Source organism: Mycobacterium sp. BMJ-28, assembly GCF_054404835.1.
This window is the reverse complement of record NZ_CM136783.1, coordinates 1,548,880-1,565,055: the sequence shown is the minus strand read 5'-3', so window position 1 is coordinate 1,565,055 and position 16,176 is coordinate 1,548,880. Positions and strand designations below refer to the sequence as shown.

At 68.1% G+C, this 16,176-nt stretch carries 14 protein-coding genes; 1 reads left to right on the top strand and 13 read right to left on the bottom strand.

The annotated features are described in order from the left end of the window. The 7 genes from ACXPWS_RS07790 to fadD1 form a co-directional block, all read right to left on the bottom strand. Positions 1 to 492, bottom strand: coding sequence for an ATP synthase subunit I (locus ACXPWS_RS07790; RefSeq protein WP_458711893.1), 492 nt, complete (start codon positions 490 to 492; stop codon positions 1 to 3). Between the two features lie 278 nt (positions 493 to 770). Then, a complete protein-coding gene (locus ACXPWS_RS07785; RefSeq protein ID WP_458711892.1) occupies positions 771 to 1,943 on the bottom strand; it encodes a glycosyltransferase family 4 protein in 1,173 nt (390 codons plus the stop codon). 30 nt (positions 1,944 to 1,973) lie between these two features. Then, the gene (locus ACXPWS_RS07780) at positions 1,974 to 2,627 is read right to left on the bottom strand and encodes an L-threonylcarbamoyladenylate synthase (protein WP_458711891.1); all 654 of its coding nucleotides are present in this window, start codon (positions 2,625 to 2,627) and stop codon (positions 1,974 to 1,976) included. 13 nt (positions 2,628 to 2,640) lie between these two features. Then, positions 2,641 to 3,474 carry a peptide chain release factor N(5)-glutamine methyltransferase gene (gene prmC / locus ACXPWS_RS07775; protein WP_458711890.1) on the bottom strand — a complete coding sequence of 278 codons (834 nt, stop codon included), beginning with the start codon at positions 3,472 to 3,474 and terminating at the stop codon, positions 2,641 to 2,643. Further along, complete coding sequence (prfA, locus tag ACXPWS_RS07770) at positions 3,471 to 4,544, bottom strand: peptide chain release factor 1 (RefSeq protein ID WP_458711889.1); 1,074 nt, start codon at positions 4,542 to 4,544, stop codon at positions 3,471 to 3,473. The genes prmC and prfA overlap by 4 nt, the downstream gene beginning before the upstream one ends. Positions 4,545 to 4,616: 72 nt before the next feature. Continuing rightward, positions 4,617 to 4,847, bottom strand: a complete 231-nt coding sequence (rpmE, locus tag ACXPWS_RS07765; protein ID WP_458711888.1) for a 50S ribosomal protein L31 — start codon at positions 4,845 to 4,847, stop codon at positions 4,617 to 4,619. Positions 4,848 to 5,029: 182 nt separating this feature from the next. Beyond that, a complete protein-coding gene (fadD1, locus tag ACXPWS_RS07760; protein WP_458711887.1) occupies positions 5,030 to 6,598 on the bottom strand; it encodes a fatty-acid--CoA ligase FadD1 in 1,569 nt (522 codons plus the stop codon). A 131-nt stretch (positions 6,599 to 6,729) separates the two neighbouring features. Between fadD1 and ACXPWS_RS07755 the strand changes: the two genes are divergently transcribed. Continuing rightward, complete coding sequence (locus ACXPWS_RS07755; protein WP_458711886.1) at positions 6,730 to 7,338, top strand: TetR/AcrR family transcriptional regulator; 609 nt, start codon at positions 6,730 to 6,732, stop codon at positions 7,336 to 7,338. Positions 7,339 to 7,395: 57 nt separating this feature from the next. Here the strand turns inward: ACXPWS_RS07755 and rho are convergent, their stop codons facing one another. From rho to argS, 6 genes are all read right to left on the bottom strand, one after another. Beyond that, on the bottom strand, positions 7,396 to 9,315 hold the full coding sequence (rho, locus tag ACXPWS_RS07750) for a transcription termination factor Rho (protein WP_458713450.1): 1,920 nt from the start codon (positions 9,313 to 9,315) through the stop codon (positions 7,396 to 7,398). 367 nt (positions 9,316 to 9,682) lie between these two features. Further along, entirely contained in the window at positions 9,683 to 10,630 is a 948-nt protein-coding gene (gene thrB / locus ACXPWS_RS07745; protein WP_458711885.1) for a homoserine kinase, read from the bottom strand. A gap of 16 nt (positions 10,631 to 10,646) precedes the next feature. Next, positions 10,647 to 11,723 (bottom strand): threonine synthase, encoded by a 1,077-nt coding sequence (gene thrC / locus ACXPWS_RS07740; RefSeq protein ID WP_458711884.1) that lies wholly within the window; start codon positions 11,721 to 11,723, stop codon positions 10,647 to 10,649. Then, a complete protein-coding gene (locus tag ACXPWS_RS07735) occupies positions 11,720 to 13,042 on the bottom strand; it encodes a homoserine dehydrogenase (RefSeq protein ID WP_458711883.1) in 1,323 nt (440 codons plus the stop codon). The genes thrC and ACXPWS_RS07735 overlap by 4 nt, the downstream gene beginning before the upstream one ends. Further along, positions 13,039 to 14,430 carry a diaminopimelate decarboxylase gene (lysA, locus tag ACXPWS_RS07730; RefSeq protein ID WP_458711882.1) on the bottom strand — a complete coding sequence of 464 codons (1,392 nt, stop codon included), beginning with the start codon at positions 14,428 to 14,430 and terminating at the stop codon, positions 13,039 to 13,041. Before lysA ends, ACXPWS_RS07735 begins: the two co-directional genes overlap by 4 nt. Continuing rightward, positions 14,427 to 16,076, bottom strand: coding sequence for an arginine--tRNA ligase (gene argS, locus ACXPWS_RS07725; protein ID WP_458711881.1), 1,650 nt, complete (start codon positions 16,074 to 16,076; stop codon positions 14,427 to 14,429). Before argS ends, lysA begins: the two co-directional genes overlap by 4 nt. Positions 16,077 to 16,176: the final 100 nt, after the last annotated feature.

Below are 16,176 nucleotides of genomic sequence, written 5' to 3'. Positions count from 1 at the left end.
TCAATCCTTCGATTCCGTACCAGAGGTGTCGGGAGTGCCCGCGCTGCTTGCCGTGCCTTCGGTGCTCTCTACGTCAAGGCCGTCTTTGCGGATCTTCTTCAGCACCGGAAGGCTGGTGGCCAGCACCAGCAGCGCCTGGAAGATGGCCAAGCCGAACAGCACCGCAATCCCGCCGTGCGCCTTGAAGCCGATCGCGACGGCCAGCGCGACCGCGGTGATCACCAACAGCCGCGTCGCGGAGTTTATGGCCATCTTCTTCTTGAGTGGGTGGTCCTCTGCCGTGATCGACTCGACGGCGCGGCGCACCAGCAGCGCATTGAGCAAACCAAGTCCGAGTCCGACACCGAAGAAGACGCCGAAGAAGATGTGGCCGGTGAATCCGGCGGCCAGAATGGCCAAGGCCGTGAGTACGGCGCAGATGACGAGGAGACGCAACGGGCGGAATGCCACGGAGGGGAACACCAACGGCGCGTTCTGCGCTGGCGTCGTCACCTGGCTCACCTCAATCCCGCGTCTTCGAGGGCGTTAGTCATCGGTCCTGCAAAATTCCTGTGCGTGCCCGCCGAGCGTATCGGAGGGCAACGGGTGCGCTGGAATCACCCAAGGGGTAGCTCCCTTTGTCGGTCGTATATCGGCGCCGATCGGTGCTTGCACCGATGGGCCGGGCCGGCAACCCGTGAGGTTTTTCGGGTTATGCGCAGAACCGTACCACAAGGTAGGAGGCCCAAAAACAGGCCTACTACTTTTCGTCGTACAAGCCCTTCGGCCGGTCAGTCCGAGGACTGTTCCCGACGGCGCAACAGAGGAATCAGCGTGACGATCACGGCGACCACAATGGCCGCCAGCATGACGGCGCCGGTATGGCGCGGGTCGAAGAAAATGGTGCTGGCCGCCCCGAGCGCCACGATGCCGACCCACAAATAGATCAACAGCACCACCCGCCGATGCGAGTGCCCGATCTGCAGCAAACGGTGATGGAGATGCATCTTGTCCGGGCTGAACGGGCTCAGGCCTTTGCGGGTGCGCCGGATGATGGCCAGCAGCATGTCCAGTGCGGGCACGAACATCACCGCGACCACCAACAGGAACGGCGACAACAGAGCGAACACGTCGCGGGCGCCGTACGCGTTCTGGGAGATGGGCCCCGCGGCGGTCGTCGACGCGGCGGCGAGCATCAGACCGATCAGCATCGAGCCCGAGTCGCCCATGAAGATCTTGGCGCGGTGGAAGTTGTGCGGCAGAAACCCCAGGCATGCGCCGGCGAGCACCACCGAGATCATCGCCGGCGGGTAGAACAGCACATCACCGCCGTGGTCGCGGAGCAGCCCGACGGAGAAGATGCAGATGGCCAGGGCGGTGATCAAGCCCAGCCCGGCGGCAAGGCCGTCGAGTCCGTCGACGAAATTCATCGCGTTCACGATCGAGACCGTGAGTGCCAGCGTCAACAGAATGGAGGTGACCTGGTCGAGCACCAGCGTGCCCACCCCGCCGATCGGGATGTACAGCACGCTCCACGCCACACCCATCGTCACCAGCACACTGGCGGCGGTGATCTGGCCGGCGAACTTGGTCAGCGCGTCCAGACCCCAGCGATCGTCGATCAGGCCGACGACCATGATGAGCCCGCCCGCGACGACGACGGCGGGCATACCGGTCGAATAGACGAAGCCGCGGTTGAGGGCCGGCAGCTGCGACGCCAGCAGGATGGCGGCGGCCACCCCGATGTACATCGCCAGCCCACCCATCCGGGGGGTCGGAGCCACATGCACGTCGCGTTCGCGGGGGTAGGCGACCGCACCCACCCGGGTGGCGATCACCCGGGCCCATCCGGTGGCGAAGTAGGTGATGATCGCGGCCGTCAGGCCGACCAACGCGAGCTCGCGCAGCGGGACACCGGCTCCACGGTCCGAAAGCGCCACCAGGCGCACCGTTTCGCTCACCACTCGGTGAACCGTACGCGACGATGCTGAGGGTTAACCGGTGAGCGTCCCGGGTTCGACGCCGAGCACGTTGGCGACGTCGGTGACGCTGACCGGTCCCTCGCGCAGGACCCGCGGGCTCTCGCCGGTGAGGTCCACGATTGTCGAGGCGGCGCCCTGGGGCGACGGGCCGGCGTCGAGGTAGACCTCGACCCGCTCCCCCAGCTGGGTGCGGGCGTCCTGGGCCGTCACCGCGGCGGGACTGCCGGAGATGTTGGCGCTGGAGACCGCCATCGGGCCGACCTCGCGCAGCAGTTCGATGGCCACCGGGTGCAGCGGCATCCGCAGCATCACGGTGCCCGCGGAGTTACCCAGGTCCCATTGCAGGGACGGCGCGTGCCGCACCACCAGGCTCAGCGCCCCGGGCCAGAAGGCCTGGATCAATTCGCGCGCGGACGGCGGCACCGCGTAGACCAGGCCGTCGATGGTGTGCCAGGAACCCACCAGCACGCCGACGGGCATGTCGCGGCCCCGGCCCTTGGCCGCCAGCAGTGCGGTCACCGCGGCGGCATCGAAGGCGTCGGCACCGATGCCGTAGACGGTGTCGGTGGGCAGCACGACCAGCCGGCCGCCCTTGGCGGCGCTGATCGCCGAGGCCAGCCCGGCCGCACGCTGGTCGGGGTCGGCGCAGTCAAACAGCTCAGCCATAGTCGTCAGCTTCTCATTCGTTCCTGGTAGCCGTCACGAAGCGGGGCCGCCCGGTGAGATCGCGGCGGGCGGTGATGTCGGTGAATGCGGCCGACCGATCGAACAGGGCGGCCGTCGCGGCGGAGGTGGTGTCGTCGTGCTCGATGCCGATGCGCCCGCCGGGGCGCAGCAGCCGGGCCGCCGCTGTCACGATCGGTCCGATGATCGACATCCCGTCCACCCCACCGAACAGCGCACGGTGTGGATCATGTTGTGCCACTTCGGGTTCCAGCTGAGCGCCGAGTGGGATATAGGGCGGGTTGCTGACGATCAGGTCGACGGTGCCGTCGAGTTCGGTGAGCAGGTCGGCGGCGGTGACATCGGCGTGGCGCAATTGCACCGTCGATTCGCGACAGTTGCGCCGCGCGTAGACCAAGGCGTCGACGGAGTCCTCCACAGCGATGACCCGCGCGGCGGGCCGGTGCCGCGCCAGCGCCAGCGCCAGCGCGCCCGATCCGGCGCACAGGTCCAGGACCACCGCATCGGTGGCCAGCGGCTGGGCCTGGGCCCACTCAAGCAGCGCCTCGGTTTCCGGCCGCGGGATGAACACCCCGGGGCCCACAGCCAGCATGAGCGGCCCGAACGCGGCGGTTTCGACGATGTGCTGCAACGGAATTCGCTGCGCCCGACGTGCCACCAGCGCGCGGTAGCTATCCAGGAAGCCGGGGGCGGGGTCCAGCACGGCAAGCCGGCCGCGGTCCACACCCGCAGCGTGGGCGGCCAGCTGTTCGGCGTCCGCACGCGCGGAATCGATCCCCGCGGCGGCCAGTGTCGCGGTGGCCTCGGCGATGGCCTGCCGGAGTGTCATGCCTGTTGCAGGCGGGCTTGCTTGTCGGCGGCAGCCAGGGCGTCCAGCAGCGCATCCATATCGCCATCGAGCACCTGGTCGAGGTTGTGCGCCTTGAAGTTGATCCGGTGATCGGCGATCCGGTTCTCCGGGTAGTTGTAGGTCCGGATCCGTTCGCTGCGGTCGACGGTGCGGATCTGGCTGGCCCGGTCGGCCGACGCGTCGGCAGACGCCTGCTCTTCGGCGAGGGCCTGGAGCCGGGCGGCGAGCACCACCATGGCGCGGGCCTTGTTCTGCAGCTGCGAGCGCTCGTTCTGGCAGGTGACGACGATGCCGGTGGGCAGGTGCGTGATGCGCACCGCCGAGTCGGTGGTGTTGACGCCCTGGCCGCCCTTGCCCGAGGACCGGTACACGTCGATGCGCAGGTCGGATTCGTCGATCTGGACCTGTTCGACGTCGTCGGGCTCGGGGTAGACGAGCACGCCGGCGGCCGAGGTGTGCACGCGCCCCTGCGATTCGGTCACCGGTACGCGCTGCACCCGGTGCACGCCGCCCTCGAACTTCATCCGTGACCAGACGCCGTCGGCCGAATCGCCCTTGCTGGCGATGGTGATGGTGGCGTCCTTGTAACCGCCGAGGTCCGACCACGTCTCGTCGAGGACCGTGACGGTCCACCCGTGCCGCTCCGCGTACCGGATGTACATGCGCGCCAGGTCGGACGCGAACAGGGCTGACTCCTCGCCACCCTCACCGGACTTCAACTCGAGCACCACGTCGTCGGCATCGTGCGGATCGCGGGGGGCGAGCAGATCGGTCAGCCGGGCATCCAGTTCGGCAGCACGGGCCTCCAGTTCGGGCACCTCGGCGGCGAAAGCTTCGTCTTCGTCGGCCAGCTCGCGGGCGGCCTCCAGATCACCGCGGACCGCCTCCAGCTTGCGGTAGGTCGAGACGATCGGCGAGATCTGCGCGAAACGCCGGCCGACGCGGCGCGCGGCACCGGCGTCGGCGTGCAGCGCGGGGTCGGCGAGCTGACGTTCCAGGTCCGCATGCTCGGTCAGCAACGCCTGGATCGCGGGTGCGGTATCCGTCATCGTGACCTCCAGTAAACGCAGATCGGCGCCCGGCCTGACAAGGATCTGACAGAACGGGCGCCGATGGAACAGCTAGTTGTCGGCAGCAGCCTTGGTATCGCGCTTGCCGTACCGCTTCTCGAAGCGGGCCACGCGGCCACCGCTGTCGAGGATCTTCTGCTTACCGGTGTAGAACGGGTGGCACTGCGAGCAGACCTCGACCACGATGTGGCCGCTGTCCTTGGTGCTGCGCGTGGTGAAGCTGTTGCCGCAGCCGCAGACCACAGTGGTCTCTGCGTAGGTGGGGTGAATACCCGATTTCATGTGTTTTCCTCTGCAATCGTTGGCCGCCGGGTCGCCCGCCTCTGACCTGAGGACGTACGGACGTGAACCGGAACCGAGGGTCGACGGTCCATTATGCCAGGTCAACCGCCAACCGCGAAAACGCCCAAAGACCGGCCGGTATTCCCGCCCCGATCGGGTGTCGTCGGTCAGCCGTCGGTCACCTACGGCTGATCGACGAAGTCGGTGCCGTGGCGCCGCCAGATCACCCGGCCGCGCGGTTCGGTGCCCATCGCGACGAGTTCGCGTTTGAGGATCTTGTTGGTGGCGGTGCTGGGCAGGTCAGGCGCGACCCACAGATAGCGCGGCCACGCCTTGGGTGACAGGTCGCGCTGGGCGGTCAGGAATTCGGCGAACCCCGCCGGGGTCAGTTCGGCGCCGTCGTTGAGCACCACCGCGGCCATCACCTGGTCGCCGACGAACTCGTCGGGCACCGGGTAGACGGCGACCCGGTTTATCGCGGGCAGGCGCAGCAGGATCCGCTCGATCGGTGCGGCGGTCAGGTTCTCGCCGTCCACCCGCATCCAGTCGGCGGTGCGGCCGGCCAGATAGATCCAGCCGTCGGCGTCCCGGTAGGCCAGGTCACCGGACCAGTACACGCCGCCGCGCATCCGCTCGTCGGTGGCGGATCTGTCGTTGTAGTAGCCACGGAACAGTCCGCTGCCCGAGGTGTTGACCAGTTCGCCGGTCGCCTCCTCGGCGTTCATCAGAGCCCCGGTCTCGTCGAAGCGGGCCACCGCGCATTCCTCGCCGGTGTCACGGAAGATGGCCACGCCGGGGAAGCCCTTGCCGATCGACCCCGCCGGGCAGTCCTCGGTGCGGGTGATAATGACGGCGGTCTCGGTGGAGCCGAACCCATCCCAGACCGTGCAGCCGAACCGCCGGCTGAACGCGTCGATATCCCGGTCGGCTGCCTCGTTGCCGAACGCCACCCGCAGCGGGTTGTCGGCGTCGTCGGGCCGCTCGGCGGTCGCCAGGATGTAGGCCAGCGGCTTGCCGACGTAATTCATATAGGTGGCGCCGTAGCGTCGGATATCGGCCAGGAAGCCCGAGGCGGAGAACGTGGCGGGCGCCATCGCCGCGCCGGCACCCAGCGCCACGCTCCACCCCGCGTAGACGGCATTGGAGTGAAACAGCGGCATGGCCAGGTAACAGGTGTCGGTCGCGTCGAGCTCGTACCGCGCCACCAGCGCGGTACCGGCGAACAGCACCGTGGCATGGGGCACCTCGACCGCTTTGGGGTCGCCACTGGTCCCCGAGGTGAAGATCATCATGAAGGTGTCGTCGGCGCCGACCTCTTTGTGCGGGGTCAGCTCCGGTGCCGCGGCGAGCAATCGATCCCATTCGCCGGTGCCGGCCGCCACCACCGTGACGCCGCGCAGATCAAGACCCTCGAGCAGCGGCCGGTGTGCGGCATCGGTGATCAGGATCTGAGTGTCCACTTTGGCGATATCGCGGGCCAGCGCGTCACCGCGTCGCGTGGTGTTGATCCCGCACAGCACGTATCCACCGAGGGCCGCGGCCGCCAGCGCGGTGAGCATGTCCGGGGTATTGCCCAGCAGCACGGCGACGTGCAGCGGCCGGGCCGGATCCGCCAATTCGATGAGGGCCGCGGCCTGCCGCGAGGCCTCGGCGACGTGCGCGCGCCAGGTCCAGGTACGGTCGCCGTGCTTGACCGCGACGGAGCCCAGGTCCGCCCGTTCCCGCAGCAACTGCTGGAGTGTGTCGGCCACTGACGCTCCCTCGGAAACGGTGAACAGTATCGGGAAAGTGTCTACCATGACGAACGGTTACACCAGAGCGGCGCTGCGCTTGGCACAATCGATGCTGCCCACCCGCCACGCCTGACCAGGAGCCGGCACCCTTGACGAGCACCACCACCCCACGCAGCGTTCGCGATCGGCTCATCGACGCCGCTGAAGTCTGTCTGCGTGCCAAGGGCATCCGGGCCACCACGGTCTCCGAGGTGGCCGAGGCCGCCCAGGTGTCCCGCGGCTGGCTGTACCGGCACTTCCCCGACAAAGTGACGCTGCTGGGTGCAGCGATCGTGCGACTCAACGACGCGTACTGGTCGCAGGCGCACGCCATGCTCGAACAGTTCGACACCCTGGACCAGCGGATCGCCGCCGGCGTCAGGCATGGCCACACCGCCTACGAAGACCCTGGCGCGCTGCTGATGAAGTTGCGGATGGACGAGCCCGAGGAGTTCGCCGCCTGTGCGGGCGCGGGTGTACAGGGCTTGGTGCCCGACCTGGCGGCTTTCTGGAGCCGCTATCTGGTGCACGCCCAGGACAACGGCGAGATCCACCCCGGCCTCGATGTCGCCGAGGCCTCGGAATGGGTGGCGCGGTCGCTGTTGTCGCTGGCCACGATGCCCGGTCAGCATCTGGACCCCGGTAATTTCGACGCCGTGCTCGCCCACGTGCGCCGCTATGTCATGCCGGGGCTGACCAACGATCCCGCGCTGGCCTGACCGAAAAAAGTCCCGCCCCTCGATATCGAGAGGCGGGACTTTTGGGGGCTGTGGGGACTAGTCGTCGCCGTTGCTGCCCGGAGCGGTCTTGGAGACCTGGACCAGGAACTCGTAATTGGTCTTGGTCTTGCGCAGCTGGCTCATCAGCAGATCGATGGCCTGATGGCTGTCCAGCCCGGACAGCACGCGACGCAGCTTGTGCACGATCGCGAACTCGTCGGGCCCCAGCAGCAGCTCGTCCTTACGGGTACCGGACGGATTGACGTCGACCGCCGGGAAGACCCGGCGCTCGGCGATCTTGCGGTCCAGCTTGAGTTCGGCGTTACCGGTGCCCTTGAACTCCTCGAAGATGACGGTGTCACCGGTGGAGCCGGTCTCGACCATCGCGGTGGCGATGATGGTCAGCGAACCGCCGTGCTCGATGTTGCGGGCCGCGCCGAGGAACCGCTTGGGCGGGTACAGCGCGGTGGAATCCACACCACCGGAGAGGATGCGGCCCGAGGCGGGCGACGCGTTGTTGTAGGCGCGGCCCAGCCGGGTGATCGAGTCGAGCAGCACCACGACATCCTTGCCCTGCTCGACCAGGCGCTTGGCCCGTTCGATGGCGAGCTCGGCGGCCTGGGTGTGGTCTGACGGCGGGCGGTCGAAGGTCGAGGCGATGACCTCACCCTTGACCGAGCGCTGCATGTCGGTGACCTCTTCGGGGCGCTCGTCGACGAGCACGACCATGAGGTGACATTCCGGGTTGTTCTTGGTGATCGCGTTGGCGATGTCCTGCATGATCGTGGTCTTACCGGCCTTGGGCGGGGACACGATCAGCGCGCGCTGACCCTTACCGATCGGCATGATCAGGTCGATGACGCGGGTGGTCAGCCGGTCCGGGGTGGTCTCCAGGCGCAGCCGCTGGTTCGGGTAGAGCGGCGTCAGCTTGGTGAAGTCGGGCCGGTTCTTCGCGTTCTCCACGGGGCCGCCGTTGACGGTGTCCAGCCGCACCAGCGGGTTGAACTTCTGCCGCGGGTTGTTGCCGCCCCCACCGCTGCCTTCGCCCTCACGTGCGACCCGCACGGCACCGGTCACCGCGTCGCCGCGGCGCAGACCGTTCTTGCGCACCATGTTCATCGAGACGTACACGTCATTGGGTCCGGCAAGGTAGCCGGAGGTGCGGACGAACGCATAGTTGTCCAGCACGTCGAGGATGCCGGCGACCGGCTGGACGACGTCGTCCTCGCGCAGTTCGGTATCGCGGTCTCCGCCGCCGCTGCCCGCACCGTCACCACCGGTGCGCTCGCCCCGGCGCCTGCGATCGCGGAACCGGCGACCGCGACGGCCCTGACGGCTGTCATCGTCGTCGTCGCTGTTGTCGCTGCGGTTGTCGCTGCGGTTGTTCTGATTGTTGTTGTTCTGATTGTTCTGGTTGCGGTTCTGGTTGCGGTTCTGCTGACCGCCCTGCTGATCGCCGCCGGATTCACCGGCGTTGTCCGGCTTCTCCTGCTTGTCCTGCTGCTTTTCCGGCCTGTCCTGGCCTGCGGACTTGGCCCTGTCCCTGGACTTGGCGTCCTCGGTCGGCGCATCCTGCTTGGCCTCGGCCTGCCCGGCGCCATCCTGCTCGGCGGTGGCGCGCGGCGAAGCCTGCTCCTGCGGTGCCGAGTCCTGACCGGCAGCGGGCGCACCCGTCTGGCGGGAGGCGCCGCGACGCTCGCGACGCGGCCGTTCGGCCTGCGGTGCATCGGCGGTGGTGGCCTCGGCGGCCCCGGCGGCCTCGGTGGGCTGCGGTTGCGCGGCGGGCGCGGTCGCGCCGCCTCCCCCGCCACGAACTTCCTTGATGGCGGAGATGAGTTCGCTCTTGCGCATACCGGAGGTGCCCTTGACGCCGACCTCGTTGGCCAGTGCGCGCAGATCCGGGAGCAGCATCGATGTGAGCGAGCCGCCGCGTCCACCTCGGCTGGCGCCCGTACTGGGCGCGTCGGTGGTTTCCACAACAGCCTGCGGTGCGACGGTCACGTCGCTGTCGCTCGTCGTGAAGAGGTCCGTATCAGTCACGGATTTCCTTTCTTTCCTCGCCGTCCATCCGACGCGAGGGGTCCCCGAAGGTCATGTGCAGTCAGCCGAATAGCCGATTGCGTTGTCTTCCACAGCGCCACCGCCACCATTGCGACGGTGATCGCCGGGATTCGCCGCTATGCGGAGGACCGTCAGCCCACGAGTGAAATACGAGAAGATGAGGTAGTCGTCCTAGTGTCGGCGCAGCTAGAGTCGCTGCGATTGCTGGACGAAAGCGAGAATAACTCGCATCACTGCGGGAAGCAAGAAACGCCATCTTTCGCGTGTTACGCCGACGGCCGATTCAGGCTGCACCGGATGACCAGCGCACCGGCTGGCCGACGGACATCTCGGTGACGGCAAATCCGTTCGCGGCGCCTATCTCCAGAGCCTCGGCCGGTAGGGCAACCCCGTTAGTGAGAGCTATCACCGCAGGTCCGGCTCCTGAAAGCACCGCTGGAACCTTCAAACGCCGCAGCGCCGCGAGATATTCCGCCGAGGCCGGCATGGCCGGCGCGCGTTGCGGTTGATGCAGCCGATCTTGGGTGGCCTGCAGCAGCAGATCCGGGCGTCGCGTGAGCGCCACCACAAGCATGGCCGCGCGACTCACATTGAAGCGCGCGTCGGTGTGGGGCACCTGTTCCGGCAGCACCGCCCGCGTCTCGGCGGTCGAGGACCGGTTCTGCGGAATGGCGGGGAACAACCGGATGGCGGGGTGCAACTCCAGCTGCACCGCACCGTACTGATCCGGGCCGGGCGTTGCCCCGTCGTCGGACACGGTCCAGGACACCACCGCGCCGCCCAGCACTGCCGCCGCGGCGTTGTCGGGATGACCCTCGAATTCCGACGACAGTTGCACCAGCTCGTCGCGGCTCAGTTCTCTCGAACCGGCTTCGCGGGCAAGGCCATTGACCACGGCCAGCCCACCGACGACCGCGGCGGCAGACGATCCCAGGCCGCGTGAATGCGGAATCACGTTGCAGCACTTGACTTTCAACCCGGCCGCATGCAAGCCCGCGGCGTCCAGACCGCGGCGGATAGCCCGCACCACCAGGTGTGTGCCGTCCAGCGGGACCTGACCGGCGCCCTGCCCCTCCACCTCCACGATGAGCCCGGATTCCGTTGTCTCGACGATGATCTCGTCATACAGGCCGACCGCGAGGCCGAGGCTGTCAAAGCCCGGGCCCAGGTTGGCACTGGAGGCGGGCACGGTGGACGAGGCCGTCAAACCGGCCCGCAGAATCTGGGTCACCGAGAACAGCCGCCCGTCAGCCCAGGCCGAGCTTCTCGACGACGGCGACCGGATCGACCGGTACCGGCGTCACCGGCGGCACGCCCTTGAGGGCGGTGTCGGGGTCCTTGAGTCCGTTGCCGGTCACGGTGCAGACCACCGTCGAACCGGGCTTCACCCAGCCGTCCTCGACGGACTTGAGCAGGCCGGCGATGCTGGCCGCCGAGGCCGGTTCGACGAAGACACCCTCGGCGCGCGCCACCAGGTGATACGCCGCCAGGATCTCCTCATCGGTGGCAGCCAGGAAGCGGCCGTCGGACTGCTGCTGGGCTTCCACGGCCGAATTCCAGGAGGCCGGCGAACCGATCCGGATGGCGGTGGCGATGGTCTCGGGGTGGCTGACCGGGTGCCCCGACACCAGCGGCGCGGCGCCGGCGGCCTGGGTGCCGAGCATGCGTGGCAGCCGGTCGCTCACGCCGTCGCGGTGATACTCGGAGTAGCCGCGCCAGTAGGCGGTGATGTTGCCGGCATTGCCGACGGGCAGCGAGTGCACGTCCGGAGCGGTGCCGAGCGCGTCGACGATCTCGAACGCGGCGGTCTTCTGACCTTCGATGCGGACCGGGTTCACCGAGTTCACCAGGGCGATGGTCGGGAAGTCGGCGGTCAGCTTGCGGGCCAGTTCCAGACAATCGTCGAAGTTGCCGTCGACCTGAATGATCTTGGCGCCGTGCATTACCGCCTGCGCCAGCTTGCCCATCGCGATCTTGCCCTGGGGCACCAGCACCGCGCAGGTGATCCCGGCCTTGGCCGCATAGGCGGCCGCCGACGCCGAGGTGTTACCCGTGGATGCGCACAGCACCGCCTTCTGCCCGCGGGCCAGCGCATCGCTGACGGCCATGGTCATCCCGCGGTCCTTGAACGACCCGGTCGGGTTGAGACCCTCGACCTTCAGGTGCACCGTGCAACCGGTCTGCTCCGACAGCCGCTTGGCGTGGATGAGTGGAGTGCCACCCTCCAGCAGGGTGACCGGCGTCCATTCGTCGGTGACCGGCAACCGGTCCCGGTAGGCCGCGATCAGACCGGGCCATGGCGTGTGCACGGCGGATGTGCTCATTCTGCGGTTCCTTCCAGGCGCAGCACACTGTTGATGCTCTCGACGGCCTCGTGGTCGGCAAGGGCGGCAACGGTTTCCGACAAAGCGGCATCGGTGGCCTTGTGCGTGACCACCACGATGCGGGCGCCGCGCTGCCCGTCGTCGTCCACGGTGCCCTCCTGGCGCACCTCGGCGATGCTGACCTCGCGCTTGCTGAATTCGGCTGCCACCGAAGACAGCACGCCCGGCCGGTCGGCGACGTTCATGCTCACGTAGTACCGGGTGGGGATGAAGCCGATGGGCGCGATGGGCAGCTGCGCGTACTTGGATTCGCGCGGGCCCGTCCCGCCCTGTACCCGGTTACGAGCGGCCATCACGACGTCGCCCATCACCGCCGACGCGGTCGGTGCGCCGCCGGCGCCCTGACCGTAGAACATCAGCCGGCCGGCGGCCTCCGCTTCGACCACCACGGCGTTGAACGCACCGTTGACCGAGGCCAGCGGATGCTCCAGCGGCACCAGCGCGGGATACACCCGAGCCGAAACCCGTTGTTGTCCTTCGTCGTTGGTCAGCCGCTCACAGATGGCCAACAACTTGATGTTGCAGCCGAGCGCCTTGGCGGACTCGAAATCGGCGGCGTCGACCTTGGTGATGCCCTCGCGGTACACGTCGTCGGCGGTGACCCGGGTGTGGAAGGCGATCGAGGCCAGGATGGCCGCCTTGGCGGCCGCGTCATAGCCCTCGACATCCGCGGTCGGGTCGGCCTCGGCGTAGCCCAGCGCGCTGGCGTCGGCCAGGGCACTGGCGTAGTCGGCGCCGGTGTCGTTCATGGCGCTCAGGATGTAGTTGGTGGTGCCGTTGACGATGCCTGCCACCCGCAGCACGGTGTCACCGGCCAGCGACTGGGTCAGCGGCCGGATGACGGGGATGGCGCCGGCCACTGCCGCCTCGAAATACAGGTCCACATGCGCGTTTTCGGCTGCCTGGGCAAGTTCGCCGGTGGACTGCGCCATCAGCGCCTTGTTCGCGGTGACGACGGACTTCCCGGTCTCCAGCGCCCGCAGGATGGCCTTGCGCGCCGGTTCGACCGGGCCCATCAATTCGACCACGATGTCGACATCGTCGCGGGAGACCAGCGCGTCGATATCGTCGGTGAGCAACTCCAGCGCAACGCCACGGTCGGCCGAGACGTTGCGGACCCCGATACCGCGCAGCTCCAGCGGCGCGCCGATGCGGGCGGCCAGGTCGGGGGCGCTGTCGTTGATGATGCGCACCACCTCGGTGCCCACATTGCCCAGACCCAGTACCGCTACGCCGATGGGCTTGTCCTTCTTGCTCATTGGCCGCTCACCTCCAAACTCAATAGATCGTCGACGTTTTCCCGTCGCAGAATCAGCCGGGCTTTCCCGTCGCGGACCGCGACCACCGCGGGCCGGGTCAGCAGGTTGTACCGGCTTGACATCGAATAGCAGTAGGCGCCGGTGGCGGCCACCGCCAACAGGTCACCCGGGGCGACGTCGTCGGACACCCAGGTATCACGGACCACGATATCGCCGCTCTCGCAATGCTTTCCGACAATCCGAGCCAGCACGGCCGACGCGGCACTGGTGCGTGACACCAGCCGAGCGTCGTACTCGGCGTCGTACAGCGCCGGGCGGATGTTGTCGCTCATGCCGCCGTCCACGCTGACGTAGCGCCGCTGCGCGGTGGCGCTGACCGCCACGTCCTTGACGGTGCCGACCTCGTAGAGGGTGATGGTGCCCGGGCCCGCGATGGCGCGCCCCGGTTCCACCACCAGCTTGGGCGCCGGCAACCCGACGGCGGCCGATTCGTTCGCCACGATGTCCTTGAGCTTGTCTGCGAGCTCCCGCATCGGCGGCGGGTCGTCGGCCGGGACGTAGGAGATACCCAGTCCCCCACCGAGATCGAGGATCGACATCTGGGTGGTCTTCTCGACGCCGAATTCCGCGACGACATCGCGCAGCAGGCCGATCAGCCTGCGCGCGGCGATCTCGAAGCCGGACACGTCGAAGATCTGCGAACCGACGTGACAGTGCAGGCCGACCAGGCGCAGGTTGTCGGTGCCGAACACCTTGCGGACCGCCGCCATGGCCGCGCCGCTGGCCAACGACAAGCCGAACTTCTGGTCCTCATGCGCGGTCGAGATGAACTCGTGGGTGTGCGCCTCCACCCCGGGGGTGACCCGGACCAGGACGTCCTGCACCACACCCGCCGCGCCGGCGATGCCGTCCAGTCGCTCGATCTCGATTTCGGAGTCGAGCACGATGTGCCCGACCCCGACCTTCACCGCGATCGCCAGCTCGTCGACAGATTTGTTGTTGCCGTGCAAGGTGATTCGCTCGGCCGGAAAGTCGGCGTGCAGCGCCACGGCCAGCTCACCGCCGGTGGCCACGTCCAACGACAGGCCTTCGGACTGCACCCAGCGCGCGATCTCGGTGCACAGGAACGCCTTGGACGCGTAGTGCACGTATTCGCCTCCGCCGAACGCCGCGGCGATCTCGCGGCACCGCGCGCGGAAGTCGTCCTCGTCGATGACGAACAGCGGGGTGCCGAACTGGGCCGCCAGGTCGGTCACCGTCACCCCGGCTATCGACACCACACCATCGGGGCGGCGGATCAGGTTGCGCGGCCACACATTCGGGGCGAGCAGCAGGATCTCGTCGGGGGTCTGGGGCTGCGCCGGAGCGGCCCCTGGGTTGGTGCTCACATCCGCTCCGGGGCGGAGACGCCGAGGATGGCCAGACCGTTGGCGATCACCTGGCGGGTGGCTTCGCACAGCGCGAGCCGGGCCTGGTTGAGGGCGTCCGGCGTCTCGTCGCCCTGCGGCAGCACCCGGCAGGAGTCGTAGAACCGGTGGTAGTCCCCGGCGAGGTCCTCCAGGTACCGGCACACCCGGTGTGGTTCCCGAAGTGCAGCTGCGGTTTTGAGCACCCGGCCGAATTCGCCGAGGCTGCGCATCAGGGTGGCTTCACGGTCGTGGCTGAGCAGTTCCAGGTGTGCGGTGTCGGCGGCCAGGCCCAGGTCGGCGGCGCTGCGGGCCAGAGCCGAGAGCCGGGCGTGCGCGTATTGCACGTAGTAGACCGGGTTTTCGCTGGACGCCGAGGACCACAGCGCCAGGTCGATGTCGATCGGGCTGTTCACCGAGGAGCGGATCAGCACGTACCGGGCGGCGTCCACGCCGATGGCGTCCACCAGGTCGTCCAGGGTGATCACGGTGCCGGCGCGCTTGCTCATCCGGACCGGCTGTCCGTCGCGGACCAGGTTGACCATCTGCCCGATCAGCACCTCGACGGTGTCCGGGTCGTCGCCGAGCGCGGCGGCGGCCGCCTTGAGCCGGGCGATGTAGCCGTGATGGTCCGCACCGAGCATGTAGATACACAGGTCGAAGCCACGTGCGCGCTTGTCCAGGTAGTACGCGAGATCGCCGGCGACATAGGCGGGATGGCCATCGCTCTTGATGACGACCCGATCCTTGTCATCACCGAACTCGGTGGTGCGCAACCACGTTGCGCCATCCTTCTCGTAGATGGCGCCGTTGTCCCGCAGCTTCGCGATAGCCTGGTCGACCCGGCCGGAAGTGTGCATCGAATCTTCGTGGGTGTAGACGTCGAAGTCGGTGCCGAAATCGTGCAGCGACTGCTTGATGTGGGTGAACATCAGGTCCACCCCGATCGCGCGGAACTTCTCCTGCCGCTCTTCGGCGGGCAGGCTCAACGCGTCGGGCGCCTTGGCGAGCACGGCTGCGGCGATCTCGTTGATATAGCTGCCGGCGTATCCGTCCTCGGGCGCGGGTTCGCCCATGGCCGCGGCGACCAGCGAGCGGGCGAAGCGGTCGATCTGGCCACCGTGGTCGTTGAAGTAGTACTCGCGGGTGACCTCGGCGCCCTGGGTGGTCAGCAAGCGGCCCAGGGCGTCGCCGACGGCGGCCCAGCGGGTGCCACCGATGTGGATGGGCCCGGTCGGGTTGGCCGAGACGAATTCCAGGTTGATATTCAGGTCGAGGTCAGCCGAGTGCCCGTAGGCGGCGCCGGCGGTCAGCACGTTGGTGACCACGATGCCCTGGGCGGCGGCCTCGATGCGCAGGTTGACGAAGCCGGGCCCGGCCACCTCGGCGGCGGCGATGCCGTCGGCGGCGGTCAGCGCCTCGGCCAACCAGCCGGCCAGTTCGCGGGGATTGGCGCCGACCTTCTTGGCGACCTGCAGGGCGATGTTGGTGGCATAGTCACCGTGTTCGGGGTTGCGCGGACGCTCGACGGTCACCGTTTCGGGCAGCGCGGAGGTGTCCAGGCCGTGTTCGGCCAGTACCGCGGCGGCGGTGGTCTTGAGCAGGGCAGCCAGGTCGGCGGGTGTCACGGGGGTCCATCCTATGGTCTGGGGTGGTCACCGCCCGAATCCATTCCGGTTCACGGGTGCAGACTCCGATGCGCTAGTCTGTGCAAGCCCAACGGCGCGT